Origin of the sequence: Achromobacter mucicolens (assembly GCF_029866465.1) — a bacterium.
GTDB classification, from domain to species: domain Bacteria; phylum Pseudomonadota; class Gammaproteobacteria; order Burkholderiales; family Burkholderiaceae_B; genus Achromobacter; species Achromobacter mucicolens.
The window spans coordinates 5492149-5518147 of sequence record NZ_CP123364.1 but is presented as its reverse complement, the minus strand read 5'-3'; the positions used below and the strand labels follow the sequence as shown (position 1 = coordinate 5518147).

The following is a 25999-nucleotide window of genomic DNA, read 5'->3' as shown; positions in this document are numbered from 1 at the left end:
TCCGGGACCCGGCCGGCAGTTCCCAAGATTTGAAAGGCGCCATTGCTTCCATGTCGCTCATCCGAGTCGTCAGCTACAACATACACAAGGGCCGTTCGGCACTAGGCCGGCGCGACTCCCTGAATGAACTTCGCCTGGGCCTGTATGGCCTGCGCCCAGATCTGGTCTTCCTGCAGGAAGTCCAGGGCCGCAACGAGCATAAGTCGCTGCTCGACGCGCAGCACGAATCCCTTGCCGCGGCCTTGCGGCTGGATGTGGCCTACGGCCGCAACGCCGTGCGCCATGCCACCGATCATGGCAACGCGCTGCTCTCGCGCTATCCCATCATCGACCACGAAAATCTCGACATTTCCGATCACCGTCTCGAGCAGCGTGGACTTCTGCACGCGCGCGTCGAGGTCGGGGATCGTGCCGTGCATTGCTTCGTGGTGCATCTGGGCCTGTTCGCCGGCAGCCGCAGCCGCCAGATCCTGGCGCTGACCGAGCGCATCAAGCGCATGGTGCCCGATGGCGAGCCCATCCTGATCGCCGGCGATTTCAACGACTGGAACGACAGGCTGGCGCCGATGTTCGTGCAGCAGCTCGGGTTGTACGAAGTGTTCTCGCATGCCCCGCGCAGCCATGGCGGCGATCTGCCGCGCCTGCGCGACTCGGTCAAGCGGTTGTCCAACGCCTTGCGCGGATTGCCCAATAGCGGCGTCTCGGTCATGGAGCGGACTAACCAGCTTGGCATGGGGGGAAGTTCGTTGCTCGCTCCGCCGCCGCGAACGTTCCCGGCGGTGTTTCCCTGGTTCCGCCTGGACCGCATCTACCAGCGCGGCTTCGCGGTGCGCAGCGCCCGCGTGCTGCGCGGCCGCGAATGGGCCAAGCTGTCCGATCACTCCCCCTTGCTCGCGGAGCTGGAACTCCCGTGAAGGACGAGCAGGACAGGCTGGAATGGGTGCCGGGCAACGATATCCGTCTGCTCCAGAATGGCGCCGACTTCTTTCCCGCGCTGTGCGCGGCGATCGATGCCGCCACCGTGAGCGTGCATCTGGAAACCTACATCTTCATGATCGACCGCACCGGCGCGAAGGTGCTGGAGTGCCTGGCGGCGGCCGCGCGCCGTGGCGTGAAGGTGCGCGTGGTGCTGGATGGGTTTGGCAGCGCCTTGCATGGCGAGCGCGTGCGGGTCGCGCTGACCAATGCAGGCGCGCAGTGCCGCATCTTCCGGCCTGAGCCGCGCTGGTTTGCGCGGTACGTGCCGTCGCGCAGCCGCCTGCGGCGCCTGCATCGCAAGGTCACGATCATCGATGGCCGCATGGCGTTCATCGGCGGCATCAACGTCATCGACGACTACGACGATCTGGATCCGACCGACGGCCTGACGGGACCGCGGTTCGATTTCGCCGTGCAGGTCGAAGGCCCGCTGGTCACGCAGGCGGCCCACGCGCAGGAACTGTTGTGGGTGCGCCTGAACTGGGCGCGTCTGCGGCGCCATCCGCGCGACTGGCATCGCCTGCAGCTGCTCAAGCCGCGCGACGTTCCCGCGCCGCCAGGCGGCATGCTGCGTGCCGCGCTGGTGCTGCGCGACAACCTGCGCTTTCGGCGCACGTTCGAGCGCGCCTATCTGTTCGGCATTTCGCGCGCGCGCCGCGACATCCTGATCGCCAATGCCTATTTCTTTCCCGGCGTGCGCTTTCGCCGCGCGCTGGCCAAGGCCGCGGCCCGCGGCGTGCGGGTGCGCCTGCTCTTGCAGGGCAAGGTCGAGTACCGGATGCAGTACCACGCCACGCGTTCGCTGTACGACAAGCTTTTGCGCGACGGCATCGAGATCTACGAGTACATGCCGGGTTACCTGCACGCCAAGGTCGCGGTGATCGACAACGTGGCCACCGTGGGCTCGTCCAACCTGGACCCCTTCAGCCTGCTGCTGGCGCGCGAGGCCAACGTCGTGGTCGACAGCCAGCCGTTCGCGTGGGACCTGCAAGAACGCCTGGAAACCGCCATCCGCGAGGGCGGGCGCTTCATCCGGCCGCTGGACTATCAGCGCCGGGGATTCGTGCGGCGTTGGATCGACGCGGCGTCCTACGCGCTCTTGCGGATCGGCGTGGCGTTCACGGGAACGTCGGACAAATACTGAGCACGGGCGCACCCCGTCGCGGCAGTAAACTACCCGCTTTGGAGGCCTGCCCTCCGATCAGGCACAACGCAATGAGCATTCTCGTCACCGGAGGCGCCGGGTTCATCGGATCCAACTTCGTGCTGGATTGGCTGGCGCTTGGCGATGAGACGGTCGTCAATCTGGACAAGCTGACCTACGCCGGCAACCGCGCCAATCTGGGTAGCCTGGCGCACGACGCGCGCCATGTGCTGGTCGTGGCGGACATCGCCGACACGCATCGGGTGACCGAGGTGCTGCGCCAGCATCGTCCGCGCGCCATCATCAATTTTGCCGCCGAAACCCATGTCGACCGTTCGATCGCGGGCGCTGGCAATTTCGTCAGGACCAACGTCGGCGGCACGTTCGGTTTGCTGGAAGCCGCCCGCACGTTCTGGAGTGAACTGGACGGCGCCGCGCGCGATGCATTCCGGTTCCTGCATGTGTCGACGGACGAGGTCTACGGCTCGCTGGCGCCATCCGATCCGGGCTTTACCGAAACCAGCCCCTACCAGCCCAACAATCCCTACGCCGCCAGCAAGGCGGGCGGGGACCATCTGGTGCGCGCGTGGGCGCAGACCTACGGACTGCCGGTGCTCATGACGCACTGTTCGAACAATTTCGGCCCTCGGCAGTTTCCCGAAAAGCTGATTCCCCTGATGATCCATCACGCGCTGGCGGGCAAGCCACTGCCCGTTTACGGAGATGGCCTGCACGCGCGCGACTGGCTGTATGTCGCCGACCATTGCGACGGCTTGCGCAAGGTGCTGGAACGCGGCCGGCCCGGCGAAACCTACAACCTGGGCGCGGGTAACGAGCGCACCACGCTGCAGGTCGTCGAGGCGGTGTGCGCCTTGCTGGATGTCTTGCGGCCGCGGCCCGATGGCAGGCCGTACCGCGGCCTGATCGCGCTGGTCGCCGACCGGCCCGGCCACGATCGCCGCTACGCCATCGATGCGCACAAGGCGCGGCAGGCGTTGGGTTGGCAGCCCGCCGAAACGTTTGCCTCGGGCCTGGAAAAGACCGTCCGGTGGTATCTGGATCATCCGCAGTGGCTGCGTGATGGGGCAGGGCACGCGCGCCCGGCCGAAGGAGATGCGCCATGACGGCAACGGGCGCGCGCAAGGGGATCATCCTGGCGGGCGGGTCGGGCACGCGGCTGCATCCCGCGACGCTGGCGGTCAGCAAGCAGCTCATGCCCGTCTACGACAAACCCATGATCTATTACCCGCTCACCACGCTGATGCTGGCCGGCATACGCGAGATCCTGATCATCTCCACCCCCGACGACCTGCCGCGGTTCCGGCAGTTGCTGGGCGACGGCGGGCAATGGGGCCTGTCGCTGGAATACGCGGTGCAGCCGGCGCCCGAAGGCCTGGCGCAGGCGTTTCTGATCGGGGCGGACTTCATCGGGCAGGCGCCCTGCGCGCTGGTGCTGGGCGACAACCTTTTCTACGGGCACGATTTTCACCAGCTGCTTGCCGGCGCCATGGCGCGTCAGGCGGGCGCCACCATCTTTGCCTATCATGTCCAGGATCCGCAACGCTACGGCGTGGTCGAGTTCGACGCGCACGGCAACGCGCTGCGTATCGAGGAAAAGCCCGCGTCGCCCAAATCGAACTACGCAGTGACTGGACTGTATTTCTACGACAATCGGGTGATCGACCTGGCGCGCCAGATCCGTCCGTCCGCGCGCAACGAGCTGGAAATCACCGACGTGAATCAGGCGTACCTGGAACTCGGGGCGCTCAACGTCGAAATCATGGGACGAGGGCATGCGTGGCTGGATACGGGCACGCACGATAGCCTGCTCGATGCATCGCAGTTCATCGCGACGCTTGAACGCCGGCAAGGCTTGAAGGTGGCATGCCCTGAAGAGATCGCATTCCGTAAGCGCTGGATCGACGCGGCGCAACTGGAAACGCTGGCCCGTCCGCTGGTCAAAAGCGGCTATGGCCAGTACCTGATGAACCTGCTTACCCGGCTGCCTCATTGATGCGCGTGACGCCCTTGTCCATACCCGAGGTCCTGCGCATCGATCCCGTGATGCACCAGGACGACCGCGGCTATTTCGTCGAGACCTATGTGCAATCGGTCTTTGACGCGGTAGCCGGCCGGCCGGTCCGCTTTCTGCAGGATAACCAGTCGCACTCGCGGCGCCATGTCCTGCGCGGCCTGCATTATCAGACGCTGCAACCGCAGGGCAAGCTGGTGCGCGTCACGGAAGGCGAGATCTTCGATGTCGCGGTCGATATGCGGGAAGGATCGCCCACGTTCGGCCAATGGACGAGCGAGATCCTGTCGTCGGAGAACCTGCGCCAGCTCTGGGTGCCCGAAGGCTTTGCGCACGGATTCCTGGTGCTGTCCGAATACGCCAATGTGGTCTACAAGACGACCGCGCCGTACCTGCCGGCGCATCAGCAATGCGTGATGTGGAATGACCCGGCGATTGCGATTGCCTGGCCGGTGCAGGCCGAACCGATATTGTCCGACAACGACCGGCGAGGTCTTGCCCTGGCGCAAGCGCCGCGGATGGCGCCGGCCTGACCGGGCGTTCAGCGGGGACGCTTCATTCCGACCAGTCCCAACGCCAGCGCGGTGCCGACAAGAATGATGCCCGCGCCCGCGAGGATGGGCGCGGTGATGGCTTCGTCCAGGAACCACGCGCCCCAGACCACCCCGAAGATGGGAACCAGGAACGTGACACTGACCGCGCCGGTCGGGCCCACGTTGGCGATCAGCCGGAAGAACACGATGTACGCGGCGCCGGTGCACACGACGGCAAGCAGGACCGTCGCGCCCCAGGCCTCCCAGGACACCGGCTGTTGCGGCCAGGTGGCCACGGCCGCGGGCAGCAGGACCAATGCCGCCGACACCATGCTGCCCGTTGCGCTGGTCAAGGGGTCCACTCCTGTCAGGAACCGCTTCGTCCAGTTTGCGGCAACGCCGTAGAAGACGGGCGCGGAGACGGCGGCGAGCACGGCAAAGCCCGTGCCGCCGGATTGGAAGTCGAGCTTGTCCCAGACCAGCACCACGATGCCGGACAGACCGATCAGCAGTCCCAGCGAGCGCGTCCACGGCAACCGGTCTTTCAGCCACAGCCAGCCGATCACGGCGCCCCACACTGGCGTCACGGCGTTGGCGACGGACAAAAAGCCCGCGCCCAACGACTGGGCGGCGTACGCGTAAAGCAGGAAGGGCAGCGCGGCATTCAAGGTGCCGACCACGAGAATGGCTTTCCAGCGGCGCGCGATCAAGGGCAGCTTGTTGCGCCAGATCGCGGCGGGCAGGAGAAAGAGCGCGGCCAGTCCCACGCGCAGTTCGATGAGCGCCACCGGCCCGAACTCCGGCACGGCGACACGCATGAAAAGAAAAGAGCCGCCCCAGACGGCGGCTAGAATCAACAGGTCCTGCAGATCGCGGCGTTGCATGTTCAGCTCTGAATCAACCGTGGCTGCGGCTCGTGACCAGGTTTCTCATCTTCACCCGGTGCGCCAGCACCGCGCACGTGAGGGAGAGGAAAATACACAGGATCAGGCCGGTGCGCACGCCCGAGAGCACCGTGCTGTGGGAAATCAGGATGCCGACCACGGCGGTGCCCAGCGCGCTGCCGATGGCGCGCGTCGTCTGCACCAGCGCCGAGGCGACGCCCACGTCGCGCCGTTCGCTGAGCATCTGCATGAAAAGCGTCAGGTTGGGCAGCAGAAAGCCCAGTGCACAGCCGTTGACGAAGAATGCGCCAAGAATCCACCACGCCGACGTGCCTGGCGAAATCAGCAGCACCATCAGCGATCCGGCCGCCAGCAGGACGCCGCCGAACACCATCAGGCGCTGCGGTTCGGTCTGCTTGGGAAACATCCGGCCGTTGATGATGCTGCCCACCGAGATCGCGGCCACCAGCGGCGTCAGCAGCAGTCCCGCCTGGCTGGGCGTGTAGCCCAGCACCTGTTGCAGCAGCAGCGGGCTGTAGAAGATCAGGATGAACATCACCGCGCCGACCATCATCGCCGCCACGTTCAGCAGGCGCGGTTCGCGACCCGAGAGCACGCGCAGCGGGAAGATGGGTGACTTCACGCGGCGCTCGGTGGGAATCAGGATGGCGATGGCGGCGGCGCCGACCAGCGCCAGCGTCAGCCCAAGGATCGGGTGCGCGTGTTCGCCGCTGGCAAAGGCTAGCTCCAGCGCGGCCAGCGGCGCGCCCACGGCCAGCACGAGCAGGATGGCGCCAAGCCAGTCGATCTTGCGGCTGCCGTCATGGATGGGCCGGATGCGCGGGAAATAACGCGCCAGGAGGAAAAAGGCGCCCGCGGCCGCGATGGGCGAGATGAAGAACGCGGCGCGCCATCCCAGGGCCTGCGTGGCCGCGCCGCCCAGCACTGGACCGATGCCGCTGGCCATGGCGAAAGCGGCGGACACCAGCGCCATCCATCTGACCCGCTGCTTGGCGTCGGGAAACAGGTCCGCCGGCGCGGCAAAGGCGGTGGCGATCATCATGCCGCCGCCCACCCCCTGCAGGGTGCGGAACACGATCAGCTGCGTCATGGACTGCGCCAGGCCACAGGCAATGGAGCCAAGCGCGATGATGAGCACCGACACCAGCATCAGGGGCTTGCGGCCAAACATGTCGCCAAGCCGGCCGAAGATCAGGATGGAAGCCGCCGTGGCAAGCAGATAGCCCGTGCCGACCCAGGCGTACAGCGCCATGCCGTTCAGGGCCTCGGCCACGCGCGGCAGCGTGGTGCTGATGATGGTGGAATCCAGGGCGGCAAGCACAACGGTGGCCGACACCCCCGCCATCGCCATCAGCAAGTCCCGTCTTGAACGTGCGGGATCAGTGGCTGGCTGAGCGGGTGGCGGCGGCGGAGTCATGCCGCCTAGGATATCACCGGCACCCTAGGGTTATCACTTGTAAAAAGCGTGGTATCCCCAGAATACGGCGATCACCAATACGACCAGCATCCAGGACCAGCGGGAATTGGACAGGCCCCGCGGTTCGGGTTCGGGCGGCGGTGGCGGGGGCGCCAGACGCGGCTGGGCCGCCATGTGGTCGATGAAGGCAGTGAAGAACTTGTCGACGATTTTCTCGGCGGCCTTCAGGAGCACGCCTTCCCCGCACTCGCCCAGCTTGCCGCCTGCCATGCCGGCAACGGTGTAGGCCACGCGGGTGCCCTCGTCCTTGGTGGTCAGGTTGACCTGCGCCGTGCCGATCGCCAGGCAGGCGGCTCGCCCCTTGCCTTCGAACACCAGCGTGCAGCTGTTCGGGGCGTTGACATCGGAGAGCAGGATCTCACCGTCGTAGTCGGTGTCGATACCGGCGATCTTGGCGCGCAGCGTGACCGCGTACTCGGTCGGGCTGCGCATCGCGACTTCCACACACCCCGGAATGCACTTCTGTAACACTCGCGGGTCGGTCAACGCATCCCAGGTCTGGTGCTGCGTCGAAGGAATCCATTGGGCATCGGCAATGCGCATGGCTGTCTCCCTGTTCCAACAGTGTTGTGAATCCATTGTGGACCGGTCTGGAGAAAATAGCCACGAGACGGCGGCACCGCCAGGTCTTAGTAATAGTGAGACGTACTATTGTTTGTAGATCTGAATGAGTAATACCGTCGGAAAATCCGCTTCGGCCTGCGTTTTCAGCATGTTATGATGTTCAGTTGCACTAAAACTTAGTATGCGCACCTTGCGCCCTGAGGTTTCGTCCGTTCATTTTGAATAATTTGCAAAACCAATGTTGCGAATAATTTGCTGGTTGTAATTTGGACGCCCGGCCTTTAAAGCGATAGGTCGGCAGCATATTACGGCGCTTTTTTCCTGATGAATCAGCCTCTGAATGGCCGCTCCCGGGTTTTGGCGGCGTCAGTAATGCAATTATTTCCAATAACTTTATGTCCGCCCCGGATTTCGTAAGAAGCGGGACGGTCAAGTGGGATAGGTAGTGTGAATCCTCATCAGGCACAGCGTGTATCTCCGGCTGCGATGTTCGACAGCATCTGGAGCAATCGAAAGCTCGCGGTTCAAATGTGCAAGCGGGAAGTCCTGGGCCGCTATCGCGGCTCGATCTTCGGGCTGGCGTGGTCTTTTTTCACGCCGCTGCTCATGCTGACGGTATACACGTTTTTCTTTACCGTAGTGTTTAAGGCGCGCTGGGGCGTCAGCCAGGACGCCAGCCACGCGAATTTCGCGGTCGTGCTGTTCGTCGGGTTGATCGTTCACGGGCTGTTTTCCGAGTGCATCAGCCGCGCGCCAGGCCTCATCCACAGCAACGTGACCTACGTGAAAAAGGTCGTCTTTCCCCTGGAGATCTTTCCGTGGGTGGCGATGGGCGCCGCGCTCTTTCATGCGGCGATCAGCGTGTGCGTGCTCTTGATTGCTCAATTGGTGCTCAGCGGCTCCATCAGCTGGACGGCGATATTTTTCCCGGTCGTGCTGATGCCGCTGCTGATGGTGACCATGGGATTTGCCTGGTTCCTGTCGGCAACGGGTGTTTATGTGCGCGACATCGGCCAGACGATCGGCCTGTTGATGTCGGTGCTGCTGTTCGTCTCTCCCGTGTTCTATCCGATTTCAAATCTGCCGCCCAAGGTGCAGATGGTTGTGATGCTCAATCCCCTTACCTTGATTATTGAAGAATCCCGCAAAGTGCTGCTTTACGGTGAATTGCCGAATTGGGGCGCGCTTGGTATTTATGCGGCCATCAGCATGGTGATTGCGTGGGCAGGTTTTTGGTGGTTCCAGAAGGCGCGCAAGGGGTTTGCTGATGTCCTCTGATGGCAATGTCATTCGCGTAGATCGCCTGAGCAAGTGTTATCAGATCTACGATCGGCCGCATGACCGGCTGAAGCAGTTTGTCGCGCCCCGTCTGCGCAGCATGCTTGGCCGGCCGCCGGTCAACTATTTCCGCGAATTCTGGGCGTTGCGCGACGTGTCCTTCAATGTGGGCCGCGGCGAGACCGTGGGCATCATTGGCCGCAATGGCTCGGGCAAGTCCACCCTGCTGCAGATGATCTGCGGCACGCTGATGCCGACCTCGGGCACCGTGGAGACGCAAGGCCGCGTCGCCGCTCTGCTGGAACTGGGCGCGGGATTCAACCCCGAGTTCACCGGGCGCGAAAATGTGTTTCTGAATGCGATGGTTTTGGGGTTGAGTCAGCTCGAAATCGAGGCGCGTTTTGATGAGATTGCGGCATTTGCCGATATTGGCCAGTTTATCGAGCAGCCGGTCAAACATTATTCCAGCGGCATGTACGCCCGCCTGGCTTTCGCTGTGGCGATCAACGTGGACCCGGATATCCTCGTCGTTGACGAGGCACTGGCCGTTGGTGACGAACCCTTCCAGCGCAAATGTTTTGCGCGAATCGACGCGATCAAGAATCGCGGCGCTACGATCCTGTTCGTTTCGCATTCGGGCGCGGCCATTATCAATCTGTGCGACCGCGCGGTGCTGCTCAATGCAGGCGAACGCCTGTTCACCGGTATTCCGAAGCGGGCCGTTTATTTTGGCCAGAAGCTCGGCAACACCACCAGCGATAAAGCCGTCGAGCTGATCGCGGAAATCCGCCGGATCGACGCCGAGGGCGAGAGCGCGGCCAGTCTGGCCGAGCCGGCGGCCGGCGAAGCCAAGCCGGCCGCTGCCGCCGATTCGGTCCCGTCGGGCGGCCTGGAGCCGTTCTTCGATGCGAGCTTCGTGCCGGATACGCTGTCCTACGACGAAGTGGGCGCCAAGCTGTCCGCGCCCATGCTTCAGACATTGGGCGGTGCGCAGGTCAATCACATTCTTCGCGGCCATCGCTACAAGCTCAAGTGCAGCGTGCAGTTCACCGAGGATTGCCCCGCGGTCCGGTTCTACGCGCTGATCCGCACCACGTCGGGTATCGATCTGGCGGGCTGCGCCCACCCCATCCTGGACGAACACGGCATCGACTTCACCGCCGGCACCTCGTTGGACCTGGAATTCGAGTTTGAATGCTCGCTGAACCCGGCAACGTATTTTTGCACCTTCGCCGCTCAGGGCGAGGACGGTTCATTGCATCATCGTATTGTCGACGCGATTGTGTTTCGCGTGATGGCTGACGAGCCGCGTCCAGCCACTGGCCTTTTCGACATCGGATTTCAACCCAGGATCTTGCTGGATGCCGTTTCCGAGTAATCGGCGACGCCTGGCAGGATAGAGAACTGAAATGCACAATCTTCCGACGGATTACAAAGAACACAAAGGAATGCTGTTTCCGGAGACGGACGGCAGTATTCCCGAATTCACGTACACCGATGGCGCCGACTTCGAACAGCAGATCGAGCGCATCATCGCCGACGCCAAGGATCGCTCGCTGTTTTCCCGCGAATTGGTGGGCGCCATCTGGGACTGGCGGTCCGCCTGCCACCTGTCGCCCGTGCGCGCCAACATCCTGCGCCCGCTCGAGAAGTTGTGCCGGGGCCGCGTGCTGGAACTGGGATCCGGGTGCGGCATCATCACGCGGTATCTGGGCGAGCTGGGCGGCGATGTCGTGGCCCTGGAGGCCTCGGCTCACCGCGCCTCGATCACGCGCCAGCGCACGGCCGACTTGAACAATGTCACCGTCGTCTGCGACCGCATCGAAGATTTCAACGCCGAAAAGAAATTCGACGTCGTGACGATGATCGGCGTATTGCAGTACGCCCGGCTTTTTTCCCATTGCGGCGACCGCGCCGAACTGGACCTGCTGGCCAATGCTGCGCGCCAGCTCAATGACGACGGCGTTCTGGTCATCGCCATCCAGAACAAGCTGGGTCTGAAGTATTTCTCGGGCTTTCCCGAGCCGAACGTGGACGTGCCCTACTACGGCGTGGAGGGGCAATACGGGCCCGAGACCATAATCCGTTTCGGGCTGGATGAGCTCAAGGGCATCCTGGGTTCCGTCGGACTGAGCGCGCAGGAAGTGTATTTCCCGCTGCCGGACTATCACATGCCGGTGTCGCTCCTGACCTCGAAGGGGCTGGATCCGAAGGGCCAGTTTGCCGCCCGTCCGCTGTTGACCGGCACGGTCGGCCGCGACCGCGCCCGGCCCGACTGGATCGTGCCGGCTTTCTCGCTGGAGCAGGCCTGGGCCTCGATCCACGAAAACGGCCTGGCTGAAGACCTGGCGAACTCGTTTCTGATCATTGCCGGCAAGTCGGAGCGGGCCGTGGCCGCGCTGCGCGAAGCGCAGGATCTTGCCTGGCACTATAGCGTCGAGCGCCACCCGGCGTTTGCCACCGCGAAGCGCTTCTACCTGGACGGCGGCGAAGTCCGCACGGCGCGGGACCGCGTGACGCAGGAAGCCGCGCCGGCGTTGCCGGTCAGCCATTCGATCGACGATGGACCGTATCTGAAGGGCAATCTCTGGTGGCTGGGCCTGGTAAAGGTGCTGAACACGCCGGGCTGGTCGGCGATGGACGTGTGCAACTGGGCGCGGCCCTGGATCGACGCGATCTGCCGCGAGGCGGATCTGGGCCCGGCGGTGTCGCTGTCGCTGGACAAGTCGGTGCCCGGCGCTCTGTTCGACTGGACCCCCTTGAACTGCATGGAAGTCGCGCCCGGCGAGCTGGCCTTCTTCGACAAGGAATGGAAGCTCGAATCGGACCTGACGCTGTCCTACGTGATCCTGCGTGGCCTGTTCGGCAGTCTGGCCAGCGTTTCCAGCTGCGCCCAGCCCGCCGAAGGCACGCCGCTGGAAATCCTGGAGCTGTTGCGTGAATCGCTGCGGATGCAGAGCATCGGCATCACCGATGATCACGTCGAGAAGTACATCGCACAAGAATCCAGCGTGCAGCACTGGATCAACGGCGGCGTTGAAGGCCGCATCGGCGCGCCTTGGGTTACCTACGTCAAGTCCGCCAAGCTGGTGGTGCGCATCGACGGCCGGCACATGCGCGCGCTGCTCGAGGACGCCAAAGCGCATGACGCGAACCAGCAGGCGGTGATCCAGACGCAGGCCGCGGAGATCGCTGCCATGCGCACGACGCTGGAACAGTATCAAAGCAGGGCGCTTGCGGAAGCCGGCTCCCGGTGGCGGCGTGCGTTCCGGGCGTTGTTTGGACGGTCCGCCTGAGCCTTACGCGGTTTTTGGGGCGACGACATTAGCGCATGGTTGCGTTGTCGCTATTACAAGAGTGAATGAAATCCCATGTAGCGCCAGGCGGAGGGGAAACCATGAAAAACGTACATGGTCAGCGTTCGCAACAGGCCTGGTTCGACATAAGAGGATTGGCGGGCACACGATGAGAGTTTTGCAAGTTAACGGATACCAGTCGCCGGGACGCCGCTTCAATGGGCTGTCCCTGAAGCCTCATCTCGAGGCGCTTGGTGTTTCCTCCAAGCATTTCGTGTGGGAGCAGGACCGGCAGGAAGAGGGCGTCGTGAGCCTGCACGGCAAGCTGCTGCGCAAGGTCAACCGGTTGACGCGAGGCGTCGAGAAAGTGCTGTCGCTGCAATCGCAGCTGTATTCGAACGGCATGCACATGCGCCGCATGGAGGCGTTCCGCGAAGCGGACCTGGTTCACTACCACATCATCCATTCGGGTTTTCTGAGCATGCAGTCGCTGCCGGCGATGACCGCCGAGAAGCCCTCGCTGTGGACGCTGCACGATCCGTGGGCGATGACCGGCCATTGCATTCACCCTTTTTCGTGCCAGCGATGGAAGACGGGCTGCGGCCAATGCCCCGATCTGAAGACCGATTTTGCGATCCAGCGCGACACGACAGCGCTGAACTTCCGGCTCAAGCGGATGGCCTACCGGCGCTCGAACTTCGAGATCCTGGTGGCCTCGAGCTGGATGGAGAACATGGTCCGGCAGTCGCCCCTGATGGACGGCGTGCCCGTTCATAAGGTGCCGTTTGGCCTGGACCTGGATTTCTTCAGACCCGGTGACCAGGCAGCGGCCAAGGCCCGCCTGGGCATCGAGCCGCATCGGCTGGTGCTGTGCTTCCGGTCCGTGGTCAACGACTTCAAGGGCCTGCAGTATGTGATCGAGGCGCTGGACCGCTTGCAGACGCAGGTGCCCATCTGCCTCTTGACGCTCAACGACAAGGGTCGGATCGAGAAGTTCAAGGACAGGTTTCAGGTCGTCGAACTAGGCTGGACGAATGACGATAGCGTGATGCAGGACGTCTACAGTGCGACTGACCTGTTCCTCATGCCGTCGCTGGCCGATTCGTTTGGGTTGATGGCGGTCGAGGCGATGGCTTGCGGCAAGCCCACCATCTGCTTCGAAGGGACCGCCTTGCCCGAGGTCGTGTTCACGCCGGAGGCGGGGCTGGCGGTGCCGTCCCGCGATTCGGCCGCGCTGGCGGCGGCGATGGAGCGGCTGATCGGCGATCCCCAGGAGCGGCTGGCACGAGGCGCAAGATCGCGCCAGCTGGCCGAGCAGCACTATGACATACGCTTGCAGGCCGAGCGTATGGTGGACGTTTACGAACGTGTGATCCACGGAAGGCAGTCGGGAAAATGACAACGGCGGATACGTTGACCACCAGGATTGCGGATCCGAAGTCCGACGCGGTGCCTGGCAAACAGAGAGCGGCCTGGGCGGACCTGTGCCGGGTGGTGGCCATCTATGGCGTGATCCTGATTCACTCCTGCGGCGCGGCGTTCTACGCCTTCGGCAAGAGTCCGTTGCCCGACTGGCTGTCGGCCAACGCGCTGGATTCCGCCGTGCGCGTGGCGGTGCCGCTGTTCGTGATGATTTCGGGCGCGATGCTGCTGCGCCCGGGGATGCAGGTGGTCTCGACCGGCAACATCCTGCGCCGGGTGCTGAAGGTGTTCATCCCGCTGGTCTTCTGGAGCGCCGCGTTCCTGTACCGCAACGGTGCGCTGGGCAGTTACGGCGCGGGCCTGCTCGCGATGTTTTCCGAGCCGGTGATGTACCACCTGTGGTTCGTGTACATGATCGTCGGGCTGTATGTCCTGCTGCCTTTCCTGCAGGCGATCTACGAAGTGCTGCGCAGCCGGCCGGCGCTCGGCGTCTATTTCTTCGTGATCTGGTTTGCTGTCACCAGCGTGCCGCAGTATTGGCCGCTGCCGGTCCTGCGGATCATGCAACTCACCAGCTTTCTTGGGTATGGCGGGTTGTTCATCCTGGGCGGCCTCTTGGCCGGCGTTGACCGCAAGGCCATCCCGCGGTGGGCGTGCATTGCCGTCTATGCCATCTGCTCGGCGATCACGTTCTATCTGACGTGGCGCTTCAGCGAAAAGGCCGGCGTGCCGGTCGAGCGCGCCTACGTCTATTTCACGCCTAACGTGGTCATTGCGTCGATCGCGGCGTTTCTGGCGTTCGTGACGGTAGATCTGTCGGCCCGGTCCGCGGCGATTGCGAAATGGCTGAGCGACCGCGCCTTCATCATCTTTTTCGTGCATGTGGTGGTGCTGGAGCATGTTCGCTTCAGTAGCGCGATCCGCATTGCGACGGAGCACCTGCCTGCCGGGCTCGTGATCCTGTTGATTTCCCTCAGCACGTTTTTGATCTGCGGCGTTATCGCGGCCGCGATTCGCCTGATTCCGGGAGCCAGCCGTGTTGCCGGATAACGATTCGACCACCATGGACCATCCGAACGCGCGCAAGGGCAGGATTCTGCTGTTCAGCTACGCCTTCCCGCCCATGCAGGTGCAGATGACGGCAGCGGTCTACAAGCCCATGGCTGCGCTGGCCCGGTCCGGATACGACGTCGACGTCGTGTGCGCGGACTCCTTCTGCGCGGAATTGCCGCTGGACCACAGCCTGCTGCCGTTCGCCGAGAAGACGTTCGGCCGGATCGACCGGCTGCGGCCTGCGAAGAACCTGATGAGCCTGGTGCGATCCTCCATCCGCAAGCTCGATCGCGTTCCGGACCTGATGACCGTGCTGCGCGAATCCGCGTACAGCAAGCTCATGGACATGGATCTCAGCCAGTACGACGCCGTGATGACCTGGTCGCCGTTTCATTCGGTCAACGCCGTGATGACGCGCGTGAAGAAGGCGCGGCGCAACGTGAAGTGGCTGGCACAGTTCAGCGACCCCTGGGCGGGCAATCCGCTTGAGGTCAGCCGGCTGACCAAGCTGTGGAACGCCCGGCACGAGCCGCGCGCGGTGGCGGCAGCCGATTTCATCGTGCACAGCTCGCGATATTCCCTGGATCTGATGATGCAGGGGCAGCCCGAATCCGTGCGCCGGCGCACCGATGTGATTCCCCATGCCTTCGATGAAGCCCTCTTTCCGCAGCGTCCGAAAGCAAGGAACGATCGCATCGTCATGCGTTATGTGGGCGTGTTGTACGGCCGCCGCTCGCCCGAACCGCTGTTCCAGGCACTGGGACGCCTGTTTCAGCGCCGGCCGGACCTGCGCGGCGTGCTTTGCCTCGAGCTGATCGGCCTGGTGCCGCCCGAGATGCTTGCCACCGAGGCCGCCATGAGTCTGCCGGAGGGCACCGTGCGCGCCGTCGGCAACGTATCGTTCGTCGAATCGCTGGAGCAGATGTACGACGCGGACATTCTGCTGCTGATCGAAGCCAATGTGCGCCAGAACCTGTTCCTGCCCAGCAAGCTGTCCGACTACATCGGCGCGGATACGCCCATCGTGGGCCTGACGCCGCCGGGCGGTTCCGAGGACGCAATGAAGCACCTTGGCTGCTGGCACGCCCGCCCGTCCGAGGTCGAGGATATCGAGAAGGCGGTTGAAGGCGCCGTGGACCACGTGCTGCGCAAGGACGGGTCCGATTGGTGCAATCAGGCCTACCGCGATACATTCAGCGGCAATCGGATCGCGCAGCGCTTTGGCAAGATCCTGGAGGGGCTCTGACGCTGGCTTGCCCGCAGGCAACGCCAGTTCCCGCATACCCATGCCCATAAGCTACTAATCAAAATGGCTGTAGAAGTCGTCTTATACGCACCCAACGTGCATACCGGCGGCGGCCTTGTGCTGCTGCAGGCGCTTTTGGGCGCCTGGCCGGCCGGTTCGCCGCTGCGTCTTTTTCTGGACGCCCGCAACGAACTGCGGGTGCAGATTCCTGAGGGCGCTGCCGTGCATTGGGTAGCGCCGACGGCGCTTGCCCGCCTGAAGGGAGAATTCGCGGCGCGCCGGGCCGCGGGACCCGACGACATCCTTTTCTGCTTTCATGGCCTGCCGCCGGTGCTGCCTTCACGCGCTCGCGTCGTCGTGTTCCTGCAGAACCGGAATTACCTGCGCGGCGTACGGCTGTCGCAGTTTCCGCTGCCCACGCGGCTGCGCCTGATCTTCGAGCGGACAATCGGGCGGTGTTTCCGCCATCGGGTTTCGGAATACGTGGTTCAGACGCCGACCATGCGCCGCGAGGTGCTGGATTGGCTTGGTGCCGCCGAGCGGGTGCCGCCCGTCAGGATCGCGCCTTTCGTGGCCGACATCACCGTGGGCGATCCCGCAGTGCAGGCAGAGCGGACCCGCCAGTGGGATTTTGTCTATGTGGCCGACGGCGTGGCGCACAAGAATCATCGGCGCCTCCTCGAAGCTTGGCGGCTGCTGGCCGAGGACGGTTTGCGTCCGTCGCTTGTTTTGACCCTGGGCCCTCGGGACAAGGTCTTGGCGCAGGAACTTCTGGCCGTGGCGGACCGCCACGGGCTGCGGGTCGAGAATCGGGGCGAGCTGACGCGTGAAGGCGTGGCGGCGCTGTATGCGCAGGCGGGCGCGCTGGTGTTCCCGTCGTTCGGCGAATCGTTTGGCCTGCCGTTGATCGAGGCCGCCAATGCCGGCCTGCCGATCGTGGCGTCCGAGCTCGATTATGTGCGCGACGTGTGCGTGCCCGTCCAGACGTTCGATCCGGGCTCGGCCACGTCGATTGCAAGGGCGGTGCGCCGCCAGCTCGCCGTGCCTAGCCCAATTGTGGCGCCCGACACGCCTGCCCAGTTCTGGGCCCGGCTCCGCGACTCCTCAGCAGCGAGCGCCTCGTGAGAATCCTGATCGTCAGCCAGTATTTCTGGCCGGAGCAGTTCTTCATCAACGACTTCGTGCGCGCATTGACGGCGCAGGGGCATGTGGTCGAAGTGCTGACCGGCAAGCCCAACTATCCGGACGGCAAGATCTTCGACGGCTACACCGAGGAGGGTTGCACGAACGAGCAGTGGGATGACGGCACCGTGATTCATCGGGTGCCGCTGCGCACGCGGCGCGCGGGCGGTGGCAAGAATCTGGTCCTCAATTACCTGTCGTTTGTCATAAACGGGCTGCGCCATGGTTACCGGGCTGTCGGGCACAAGGATTTCGATGTCGTCCTGGCGGTGGCATTTTCGCCGATCACGTCGGTAATCCCCGCTATTTACCTCAAATGGCGCAAGAGGCTGCCGCTGGCGATCTGGATTCAGGATCTCTGGCCGGAAAGCCTGAGCGCGACCGGCTTCGTGCGAAACCGCACGATTCTTGCCGGCGTGGGCATGATGGTGCGCGCGATATATGGGGCCGCATCGCTGCTGCTCGTGCAGTCCAAGGCATTCCGCGAGCCCGTTGCACGCCTGGCTTCTGACCGCAAGATCGTCTACTACCCCAATTCAAGTCCCGATCCGCGCGCAACGCCACTGAAGCCTTGCACGTTGCCGGCCTCCCTGCTGGCAACGCTGGAGAATAATTTTTGCGTCGTCTTTGCAGGTAACCTTGGGACTGCCCAATCGCTGCATACAATCCTTGCCGCCGCGCGCAAGCTCAAAGGGCGCAACGATTCCAGAATCGTGCTGGTGGGCAGCGGCAGCGTGCTGGGGCGAATCCGAGACGAGGTGGAGCGAGAAGGCTTATCCAATGTCGTGCTTGCCGGGCGCTTTCCCAATGATCAGATGCCGCATATCTTTGACAGGGCGGCGGGGTTGCTGGTCACTTTAAATAGGGACGCGATCCTGGCGCAGACGATTCCCAGCAAAGTGCAGGCGTACTTGGCCGCGGGCCGACCGATCATCGGCGCGCTGGACGGGGCGGGCGCCGAGGTCATTCGTGATGCGGGCGCCGGACTGGTATGCGCCGCCGAGGACTCGGATGGTCTGGCCGATTGCATAGAACGCCTGCGCGCAATGAATGAGGGCGAGCGCGAGGCGCTTGCCGCCTCCGGCCGCCGGTTCTACCTTGAGCATTATGAGATAACCCGTCAGGTCGACCGATTAGTGAGTATTCTTTCTGAGAAACTCGAATTGAAAGAGAAGGCTTAGCATGAAAATTTTGGTTCTAGGGGTAACGGGCATGCTGGGTAGCGCGGTTTTTTCGCGCTTCAGCGACGATCCGGCATTCGAGACGTACGGGACGCTGCGCGGTGCGGCTGGCCTGCGCCATTTCGATGAGCGCCATCGCAATAATCTGCTGACCGGCGTCGACGTGCTGGATAATGATTCCCTCGTGACGGTAATGGCCCGGGTCAAGCCGGACGTGGTCATCAACTGTGTCGGTTTGATCAAGCAGCTTGCCGATGCCAAGGATCCCTTGGCGGCGCTGCCGGTGAACGCCATGCTGCCGCACCGGCTGTCGCGCCTGTGCGCGCTGGCGTCGGCCCGCCTGATCCACGTCAGCACCGACTGCGTGTTCGATGGCCGCAAAGGGATGTACCTGGAATCGGATCCCTCCGATGCCGAGGACCTTTACGGCAAGTCGAAGTACATTGGCGAGGTGACGTCCGACGTCAACGCCATCACCCTGCGCACGTCGATCATCGGTCACGAATTGGGCAGCAATGTGGCTCTGGTGGACTGGTTCCTGTCGCAACCGGGCCCCGTCAAGGGATTCACGCGCGCCGTGTTTTCCGGCCTGCCGACCACCGAGCTGGCGCGGGTGATGAAGGACTTCGTGATTCCCCACCCCGAGCTGCACGGCCTGTATCACTGCGCCGTTGCGCCGATCGACAAGTATTCGCTTCTGAAGCTCGTGGCGCAGGTGTATGGCAAGGACATCGACATCATTGCAGACGATCAATTGAAGATCGACCGGTCGCTGGATGCCACGCGCCTCTTGCAGGCGACGGGTTATGTGCCTCCCTCGTGGCCGGAATTGATTCGTGAAATGCACGCGCATCGCCTGGTTCCCTAACGGATTGAATGGTTAATTTATGTTCGACAATAAAGTTCTCATGATTACCGGCGGCACCGGGTCCTTTGGACATACGGTGCTCAAGCGTTTCCTTTCCACGGATGTGCGAGAGATCCGCGTCTTCAGCCGCGACGAAAAAAAACAAGAGGACATGCGCATTGCCTTGGCCGACGACAAGGTCAAGTTCCACATCGGTGACGTGCGCGATTACGACAGCATCGCCCAGGCGATGATCGGCGTGGACTATGTGTTTCACGCGGCCGCGCTCAAGCAGGTGCCGTCCTGCGAGTTCTATCCCATGGAAGCGGTCAAGACCAACGTGCTCGGCACGGAAAACGTCCTGAACGCGGCGATTGCAGCCGGCGTGCAACGCGTGGTCGTGCTGAGCACGGACAAGGCGGTGTACCCGATCAACGCCATGGGCATCTCCAAGGCAATGGCCGAGAAGCTGGTGGTGGCCAAGTCCCGCGTCGCCGTCAATAACGGTCCGGTGATCTGCGCGACGCGCTACGGCAACGTGATGGCCTCGCGCGGGTCGGTGATTCCGCTGTTCATCAGCCAGCTGAAGACGGGCGAACCGCTTACCGTCACCGATCCCAACATGACGCGCTTCCTGATGTCGCTCGAGGATTCGGTGGACCTGGTGCTGCATGCGTTCGAGCACGCCAAGCAAGGCGACATCTTTGTCCAGAAGGCGCCGGCTTCCACCGTCGCCGACCTGGCGGTTGCGCTCAAGGAACTGATTGGCGGTGACAGCCCGCTCAAGGTGATCGGCACGCGGCACGGTGAAAAGCTGTACGAGTCGCTGATCTCGCGCGAGGAAATGGCAAAGGCCGAAGACATGGGCCGCTATTACCGGATTCCCGCCGATAACCGGGATCTGAACTACAAGAAGTATTTCGTCGAAGGCGAAACCGAGATTTCCGAGTTGGACGATTACACGTCGCACAACACGGAGCGGCTGGATGTGGAAGGTGTGAAGAAGTTGCTGTTGAATCTGGAATACATCCGGGGGCAGATCGATGCTTAAGGTCATGACGCTGGTCGGCACGCGTCCGGAACTCATCAAGATGAGCCGCGTCATCGCGGAACTGGATGCGCAGGTCGATCATGTACTGGTGCATTCCGGCCAGAATTACGACTACGAACTGAACCAGGTGTTTTTCGACGACCTGCAGATTCGCAAGCCGGATTATTTTCTGGGCGCAGCGGGCGATACCGCGGCCAAGACGATCGGCGACGTCATCATCAAGTCCGACGAGATCTTCGAACAGGAAAAGCCGGACGCGCTGCTGCTGTACGGCGACACCAACACCTGCCTGGCGGTGATCGCCGCCAAGCGCCGCAAGATTCCGGTGTTCCACATGGAGGCGGGCAATCGCTGTTTCGATCAGCGCGTGCCCGAAGAGCTGAACCGCAAGGTGCTCGACCACCTGAGCGACATCAACATGGTCCTGACCGAGCATGCGCGCCGCTACCTGATCGCCGAAGGCATCCGTCCCGAGACGATCATCAAGACCGGTTCGCACATGCAGGAAGTGCTGGCGTACTACATGGACGACATCCAGAAGTCGGACGTGCTGGCGCGCGAAGGCCTGACTGAAGACAAGTTCTTCCTGGTCAGCGTGCACCGCGAAGAAAACGTGGACACGCCGCAGAACCTGCGCGATCTGCTCGACACGCTGCGCCACCTGGCCGACACGTACGAATACCCGATCATCGTGTCGACGCACCCGCGCACCCGCAAGCGCCTGGAGGCGTTGGGCGACGCGCTGGACCATCCGCTGATTCGCTTCGTCAAGCCGTTTGGTCTGCTTGACTACATCAAGCTGCAGATGGGCGCATTCTGCGTGCTGTCCGATAGCGGCACGATCACGGAAGAAGCGTCGCTGCTGAACCTGCCGGCCATCACCGTGCGCAATGCGCACGAGCGTCCCGAAGGCATGGACGAGGGCACGTTGATCATGAGCGGCCTGAAGGCCGAGCGGGTGGCCGACGCGGTTCGCGTGGTCACCAGCCAGCATCGCCGCGGCGAGCGCGTGATTCCCGTGGTCAAGGACTACGAAGGCGGCCCGGTCTCCAAGCAGGTCGTGCGCGTGGTATTGAGCTATACGGACTATGTGAACCGGACTGTGTGGTCGAAATCCTGAACCGTCACCTGACTGCTGAATCATGCCTACAGTGATTTTCTGGTGCATTCTGGCGGCGGCCCTGGGTCTGGCCTGGGTACTTACCGGCGCGCTGCGCCGGTATGCCCTGGCCAGCCGCAGGCTGCTTGACGTCCCGAACAGCCGTAGTTCGCATGTGGTCACCACCCCGCGTGGCGGCGGCGTGGCCTTTGTGCTGAGCTTTCTGCTCGGCCTGCCGGTGCTCGTCTGGCTGGGCCTGCTGCCCGCGGTGACCGCGGTGGCGTTGGGCGGAGCGGGCACGGCCGTGGCCATCATCGGATTTCTGGACGACCGCGGCCATGTCGCGGTCCGCTGGCGGCTGCTGGTGCATTTCGGCAGCGCGGCCTGGCTGATGGCCTGGTTTGGCGGGCTGCCCGCGGAAGCGCTGGGCCAGGCGTCCGCGTTCTGGGCGGCCGTGGCAAGCGTGCTGGGTGTTTTTGCACTGGTCTGGCTGCTCAACCTGTACAACTTCATGGATGGCATCGACGGCCTGGCTGCCTCGGAGGCGATCTGCGCGGCGGTCGGGGCAAGCGTGATCTACGTTCTGACCGGCCATGAAGGCGCCATTGTGGCGCCCCTGCTGCTGGCTGCGGCCGTGGCGGGTTTTCTGTTGTGGAATTTCCCGCCGGCGCGCATTTTCATGGGCGATGCCGGCAGCAGCTTTCTGGGAATCGTCCTGGGTGGCCTGGCGCTGCACGGCGCGTGGCAGCAGCCGGCCTTGTTGTGGGCCTGGCTGATCCTGCTGGGCGTCTTTGCCGTGGATGCAACCTGGACGCTGCTGCGACGGCTGGGACGCGGGGAGCGCGTCTATCTGGCGCATCGCATGCACGCGTACCAGCACGCCACGCGACGCTTCGGCGCGCACAAGCCGGTCCTGCTGACGGTGATTGCGTTGAATGTGTTCTGGCTGTTCCCCATCGCGCTTTGCGTGGCGCGCGGCTGGCTCTCGCCGCTGGCAGGCGTGCCTTTGGCGTATGGCCCTTTGCTGGCGCTTGCGATAGGCTGCAAGGCGGGCGTGCCCGAGAACCCCGGTCACCATCCGCAGGCGTCATAAGACGGCACTGAGGCAACCTCAGTTATGTGTTTTTCCCGGTCCGCTTGCGTGGCGGCCGTATTGCTACACTTTCATTTCGAGTCTTGGATTGAGACCACGAAGACCAAACGCCCACAATGACGAGCGGCATGAGTTTCCGGCAGATGCCGCTCGTTTGGGGTGACAAAAAGGGACAACAAGAGACGATGGCGAGATCGCTAGTGATTATCGGGGCGGGCATGCACGGACGCGCGGTGGCCGAGGCCGCCGAGCTCAGCGGCCATTGGCAGGAAATCCTGTTTGTGGACGATCGCTGGCCCGCCTTGCAGGAGACCGCGGGCCGCAAGGTCGTGTCCAATCTGGCGGGCTTGAGCAGCTTGAGCGGCTTGGCGGCCGATCAAGCCCAAGCGATTGCGGCAGTCGGCAATAACGCGTTGCGCGCCGGCTGGGTCAAGGCCATCGAAGCCGCGGGCTTGCCCCTGGCGACGGTGATTCATCCGGCGGCCTGCGTCAGTCCCAGCGCCACCATCGAGGCAGGTACGGCCATCCTGGCGATGGCGATGGTGGGGGCGAGCGCCCATATTGGCACGGGGTCCATCCTGAACGCGCACAGCACCGCGGATCACGATACCCATCTGGAAAACTATGCGCACCTGGGCACCGGCGTGCATCTGGCCGGCGGCGTGAGAGTCGGCGCGGGCGCCTGGCTTCAGGCGGGCTGCTGTGCGGGCTATGGCGTGGTCGTTCCCGCGGACACGGTGTATCCCCCGGGAACCGCGCTGAGCCATTGATTCGTTTTGACCGAATTTGTCGTCAATCCTTTAACTGGACGTCGCTGGACGTAAACCGTGCCATTACCCATCGCTTTTCGTTCGCTCATGGTGTTTCTGTTCGACCTGTTGGCGGCCCTCGTCGCCTGGGTGGGGGGCTTTCTACTGCGCTTCAATTTCGAATGGCCGGTGGGTTACGGCAACCAGATGCTGTTCGGCCTGCCGCTGCTGCTGATCGTGCACGCGATCGCTTGCCGTTGGGCCGGTCTTTATCGCGGCATATGGCTCTTCGCCAGCCTGCCCGACCTGAAGCGCGTCCTGAAGGCCGTGGCGGTCTCGGCGATCGCGCTGCTGATCGTCGCCAACCTGGTTCCCCCCTCGTTTTCGATTCCCCGCTCGCTGTTCCTGCTGTACCCGCTGCTGCTGCTCCTGTTCATGGGCGGCGGCCGGGCGGCGTGGCGGATGTGGAAGGAGCACCGGCTGTACGGCGGCCTGATCGCCCAAGGCAAACCCGTGGTGCTGGTGGGGGCGGGCATGCGCGCCGCTTCGCTGGTGCGCGAGCTTGAGCGCAGCCCGGACTGGCAGGTCGTCGCGCTGGTCGACGACAACCCCAAGAAGTGGGGCCGGGAGCTGGGCGGCTATCCCGTCGTGGGATCGCTGGATCGCTTGCCCAGCGTGTTGCAGGAGTTCAAGGCGCGGCACATCATCCTGGCCATGCCGGGCGCGTCCGCCGACGTCAAGCGCCGCGTGACGGAGTTGGCCGTGCATTCGGGCGCGCAGGTCTTTGTGCTGCCCGAGGTGGACGACCTGATGAGCGGGCGCGTCGCCATCAGCCAGATGCGGCCTGTCGAGATCGAGGATCTGCTGGGCCGCGACCCGGTGCAGATCGACTCGGCCCACGTCAGCACGCTGTTGCGGGGCACCACCGTGCTCGTGACCGGGGCCGGCGGGTCGATCGGCAGCGAGCTTTGCCATCAGCTCGTGCGCTTTGCGCCGGCGCGCGTCGTGCTGGTCGAAACGAGCGAATACGCGCTCTACAAGATCGAACAATGGTTTTCCACGCATTGGCCGGGCGTCAGCCTGATCACGCTGGCGGGCGACGTGAAGGACGCCGACCGCATGGACGAGATCTTTGCGCGCTACCGGCCGCAGGTGATCTTCCACGCCGCCGCGTACAAGCATGTCCCCCTGATGGAGGTCGACAACGCGTGGCAGGCGGTGCGCAACAACGTGGGCGGCACGCTGGTCGTGGCCCAGTGCGCGCAGCGGCACAAGGCTGAACGCTTCGTCCTGATTTCCACCGACAAGGCGGTCAACCCCACCAATGTCATGGGCGCGACCAAGCGCCTGGCCGAAATGGTGTGCGAGGCCTTCCAGGCCGAAAAGGGCGGGACGCGCTTTGGCATCGTCCGATTCGGCAACGTGCTGGGCAGCACCGGCAGCGTCATCCCGAAATTCCATCAGCAGATCCAGCACGGCGGGCCGGTCACGGTCACGCATCCGGACATCACCCGCTATTTCATGTCCATTCCCGAAGCCGCGCAGCTGGTGCTGCAGGCGGCCGCCATGGGCGACGGGGGCGAGATCCATGTGCTGGACATGGGGTATCCGGTCAAGATCGTGGATTTGGCACGCAACATGATTCGCCTGTCGGGGTACGACGAAGAGCAGATCCGGATCGAGTTCACCGGCTTGCGGCCGGGCGAAAAGCTCTATGAAGAATTGCTGGCCGATTGCGAACAGACGCGGCCGACGCCGCATACCAAGTTGCGCATCGCCCGCTCGCGGCCCGTGCCGCCGGCGTTCCTGCGGGAACTGACCGAATGGCTCGAAAGCAGCAAAACCTACAGCGACGAAGTCGTGCGCGCCGGGTTGTTGCGATGGGTGCCGGAGTACACGCCCAAGGCGCATGAGGCCGGGTCCGGAGCGATGGCGGACGTTTCCGCGCGCACGGAGGCATCGTCATGATGGCCGTCACCGATACGCGTCGCGTGGGCGTGCTGGGCGCGACCAGCCTGGTGGGCGCCGCGCTGCTGAGCGAACTGAAGGCCCAATCATTCGCGCCCATCGCCTATTCCCGCCGGCGCGCCGCGTCCGCGGACGATGGCGTCCAGTGGCGCGCGCTTCCCGAGGCCGGCGGCAAGCCGGAATCGGTGTTTGGCGAACAAGACATTGCGGTATGGGTGTCGCTGGCGCCCATCTGGATCCTGCCGCAGTATTTCGACGCGCTGCGCGCCAGCGGGGCCAAGCGAATTGTCGCCCTGTCCTCGACCAGCCGGTTCACGAAGACGTCGTCTTCGGTGGAATCCGAACAGGCCCTGGCGCGCAAGCTGATCGACGCCGAGGCCGCGCTGATCGCCTGGGCTGAAGCGGCCGGCGTCGAGTACGTGATCCTGCGTCCGACCCTGATCTACGGGGGCGAGCACGACGGCAACATTTCCGAAATTGCCCGTTTCATCCGCCGGTTCGGCATGTTCCCGGTGTTTGGCGCCGCGCGCGGGCTGCGGCAGCCCGTCAAGGCCGCCGATATCGCGGCGGCAAGCGTTGCGGCCGTCACCGCGCCGGCGGCGGCCAATCAGGCGTACAACCTGTCGGGCGGCGAAACCCTGCAATACCGGCAGATGGTGGCCCGGGTGTTCGCGGCGATGGGCAAGCGCCCGCGCATCCTGACCGTGCCGCTGGGCATCTTCAAGCTTGCGCTGGCCGGCGTGCGCCTCGTGCCGCGCTACCGGCACTGGTCGGTCGGCATGGCCGAACGCATGAACGAAGACCTGGTGTTCGCGCATGACGACGCTCAGCGCGACCTGGGCTATCGGCCTTCAAAGTTCGAACCCTAGGCAAGGCACCGGGCGCGCATGGATCCGGCGGT

Annotated in this window: 23 protein-coding genes; 20 read left to right on the top strand and 3 right to left on the bottom strand. The window is 63.7% G+C overall.

Going from position 1 to position 25999, the window contains the following annotated elements; all coding sequences use genetic code 11:
* The first annotated feature begins 50 nt into the window (after window positions 1-50).
* The 5 genes from QEP15_RS25155 (at window position 51) to rfbC (ending at window position 4687) form a co-directional block, all read left to right on the top strand.
* On the top strand, window positions 51-914 hold the full coding sequence (locus tag QEP15_RS25155; protein WP_056327159.1) for an endonuclease/exonuclease/phosphatase family protein: 864 nt from the start codon (window positions 51-53) through the stop codon (window positions 912-914).
* Complete coding sequence (gene clsB, locus QEP15_RS25150) at window positions 911-2122, top strand: cardiolipin synthase ClsB (protein WP_056327161.1); 1212 nt, start codon at window positions 911-913, stop codon at window positions 2120-2122. Before QEP15_RS25155 ends, clsB begins: the two co-directional genes overlap by 4 nt.
* 71 nt (window positions 2123-2193) lie before the next feature.
* Window positions 2194-3246, top strand: coding sequence for a dTDP-glucose 4,6-dehydratase (rfbB, locus tag QEP15_RS25145; protein ID WP_152382971.1), 1053 nt, complete (start codon window positions 2194-2196; stop codon window positions 3244-3246).
* Window positions 3243-4136 (top strand): glucose-1-phosphate thymidylyltransferase RfbA, encoded by an 894-nt coding sequence (gene rfbA / locus QEP15_RS25140; protein WP_142052271.1) that lies wholly within the window; start codon window positions 3243-3245, stop codon window positions 4134-4136. The genes rfbB and rfbA overlap by 4 nt, the downstream gene beginning before the upstream one ends.
* 5 nt (window positions 4137-4141) lie before the next feature.
* On the top strand, window positions 4142-4687 hold the full coding sequence (gene rfbC, locus QEP15_RS25135) for a dTDP-4-dehydrorhamnose 3,5-epimerase (RefSeq protein ID WP_338077656.1): 546 nt from the start codon (window positions 4142-4144) through the stop codon (window positions 4685-4687).
* 8 nt (window positions 4688-4695) lie between these two features.
* Here the strand turns inward: rfbC and QEP15_RS25130 are convergent, their stop codons facing one another.
* The 3 genes from QEP15_RS25130 to QEP15_RS25120 all read right to left on the bottom strand — a co-directional run bounded on the left by QEP15_RS25130 (window position 4696) and on the right by QEP15_RS25120 (window position 7612).
* Window positions 4696-5571 carry a DMT family transporter gene (locus tag QEP15_RS25130; RefSeq protein ID WP_056327168.1) on the bottom strand — a complete coding sequence of 292 codons (876 nt, stop codon included), beginning with the start codon at window positions 5569-5571 and terminating at the stop codon, window positions 4696-4698.
* 13 nt (window positions 5572-5584) lie between these two features.
* Window positions 5585-6943, bottom strand: coding sequence for an MFS transporter (locus QEP15_RS25125; RefSeq protein WP_193725339.1), 1359 nt, complete (start codon window positions 6941-6943; stop codon window positions 5585-5587).
* A gap of 99 nt (window positions 6944-7042) precedes the next feature.
* Entirely contained in the window at window positions 7043-7612 is a 570-nt protein-coding gene (locus QEP15_RS25120) for an SRPBCC family protein (RefSeq protein ID WP_056327172.1), read from the bottom strand.
* Between the two features lie 507 nt (window positions 7613-8119).
* Between QEP15_RS25120 and QEP15_RS25115 the strand changes: the two genes are divergently transcribed.
* The 15 genes from QEP15_RS25115 (at window position 8120) to QEP15_RS25045 (ending at window position 25967) form a co-directional block, all read left to right on the top strand.
* The gene (locus QEP15_RS25115; protein WP_056327174.1) at window positions 8120-8911 is read left to right on the top strand and encodes an ABC transporter permease; all 792 of its coding nucleotides are present in this window, start codon (window positions 8120-8122) and stop codon (window positions 8909-8911) included.
* Entirely contained in the window at window positions 8901-10289 is a 1389-nt protein-coding gene (locus QEP15_RS25110; RefSeq protein ID WP_280148229.1) for an ABC transporter ATP-binding protein, read from the top strand. The genes QEP15_RS25115 and QEP15_RS25110 overlap by 11 nt, the downstream gene beginning before the upstream one ends.
* A 70-nt stretch (window positions 10290-10359) precedes the next feature.
* Entirely contained in the window at window positions 10360-12207 is a 1848-nt protein-coding gene (locus tag QEP15_RS25105) for a class I SAM-dependent methyltransferase (protein ID WP_193725338.1), read from the top strand.
* A 169-nt stretch (window positions 12208-12376) separates the two neighbouring features.
* Window positions 12377-13606 carry a glycosyltransferase family 4 protein gene (locus tag QEP15_RS25100; RefSeq protein WP_280148228.1) on the top strand — a complete coding sequence of 410 codons (1230 nt, stop codon included), beginning with the start codon at window positions 12377-12379 and terminating at the stop codon, window positions 13604-13606.
* A gap of 14 nt (window positions 13607-13620) precedes the next feature.
* The gene (locus tag QEP15_RS25095) at window positions 13621-14679 is read left to right on the top strand and encodes an acyltransferase (RefSeq protein ID WP_280148227.1); all 1059 of its coding nucleotides are present in this window, start codon (window positions 13621-13623) and stop codon (window positions 14677-14679) included.
* Window positions 14666-15928 (top strand): glycosyltransferase family protein, encoded by a 1263-nt coding sequence (locus QEP15_RS25090; RefSeq protein WP_217618380.1) that lies wholly within the window; start codon window positions 14666-14668, stop codon window positions 15926-15928. Before QEP15_RS25095 ends, QEP15_RS25090 begins: the two co-directional genes overlap by 14 nt.
* A 63-nt stretch (window positions 15929-15991) precedes the next feature.
* Complete coding sequence (locus QEP15_RS25085; RefSeq protein WP_280148226.1) at window positions 15992-17053, top strand: glycosyltransferase; 1062 nt, start codon at window positions 15992-15994, stop codon at window positions 17051-17053.
* The gene (locus QEP15_RS25080) at window positions 17050-18291 is read left to right on the top strand and encodes a glycosyltransferase family 4 protein (RefSeq protein ID WP_280148225.1); all 1242 of its coding nucleotides are present in this window, start codon (window positions 17050-17052) and stop codon (window positions 18289-18291) included. The genes QEP15_RS25085 and QEP15_RS25080 overlap by 4 nt, the downstream gene beginning before the upstream one ends.
* A 1-nt stretch (window position 18292) precedes the next feature.
* On the top strand, window positions 18293-19159 hold the full coding sequence (locus tag QEP15_RS25075; RefSeq protein ID WP_062838849.1) for a dTDP-4-dehydrorhamnose reductase family protein: 867 nt from the start codon (window positions 18293-18295) through the stop codon (window positions 19157-19159).
* A gap of 19 nt (window positions 19160-19178) precedes the next feature.
* Window positions 19179-20189 carry a polysaccharide biosynthesis protein gene (locus QEP15_RS25070; RefSeq protein ID WP_056327192.1) on the top strand — a complete coding sequence of 337 codons (1011 nt, stop codon included), beginning with the start codon at window positions 19179-19181 and terminating at the stop codon, window positions 20187-20189.
* Complete coding sequence (gene wecB, locus QEP15_RS25065; protein WP_056327194.1) at window positions 20182-21309, top strand: non-hydrolyzing UDP-N-acetylglucosamine 2-epimerase; 1128 nt, start codon at window positions 20182-20184, stop codon at window positions 21307-21309. The genes QEP15_RS25070 and wecB overlap by 8 nt, the downstream gene beginning before the upstream one ends.
* Before the next feature lie 22 nt (window positions 21310-21331).
* Complete coding sequence (locus QEP15_RS25060; protein ID WP_056327195.1) at window positions 21332-22381, top strand: MraY family glycosyltransferase; 1050 nt, start codon at window positions 21332-21334, stop codon at window positions 22379-22381.
* A 218-nt stretch (window positions 22382-22599) separates the two neighbouring features.
* Window positions 22600-23151 (top strand): PglD-related sugar-binding protein, encoded by a 552-nt coding sequence (locus QEP15_RS25055; RefSeq protein WP_280148224.1) that lies wholly within the window; start codon window positions 22600-22602, stop codon window positions 23149-23151.
* An 87-nt stretch (window positions 23152-23238) separates the two neighbouring features.
* On the top strand, window positions 23239-25098 hold the full coding sequence (locus QEP15_RS25050) for a polysaccharide biosynthesis protein (protein WP_280148951.1): 1860 nt from the start codon (window positions 23239-23241) through the stop codon (window positions 25096-25098).
* Complete coding sequence (locus tag QEP15_RS25045; RefSeq protein WP_217618384.1) at window positions 25095-25967, top strand: NAD(P)H-binding protein; 873 nt, start codon at window positions 25095-25097, stop codon at window positions 25965-25967. Before QEP15_RS25050 ends, QEP15_RS25045 begins: the two co-directional genes overlap by 4 nt.
* Window positions 25968-25999: the final 32 nt, after the last annotated feature.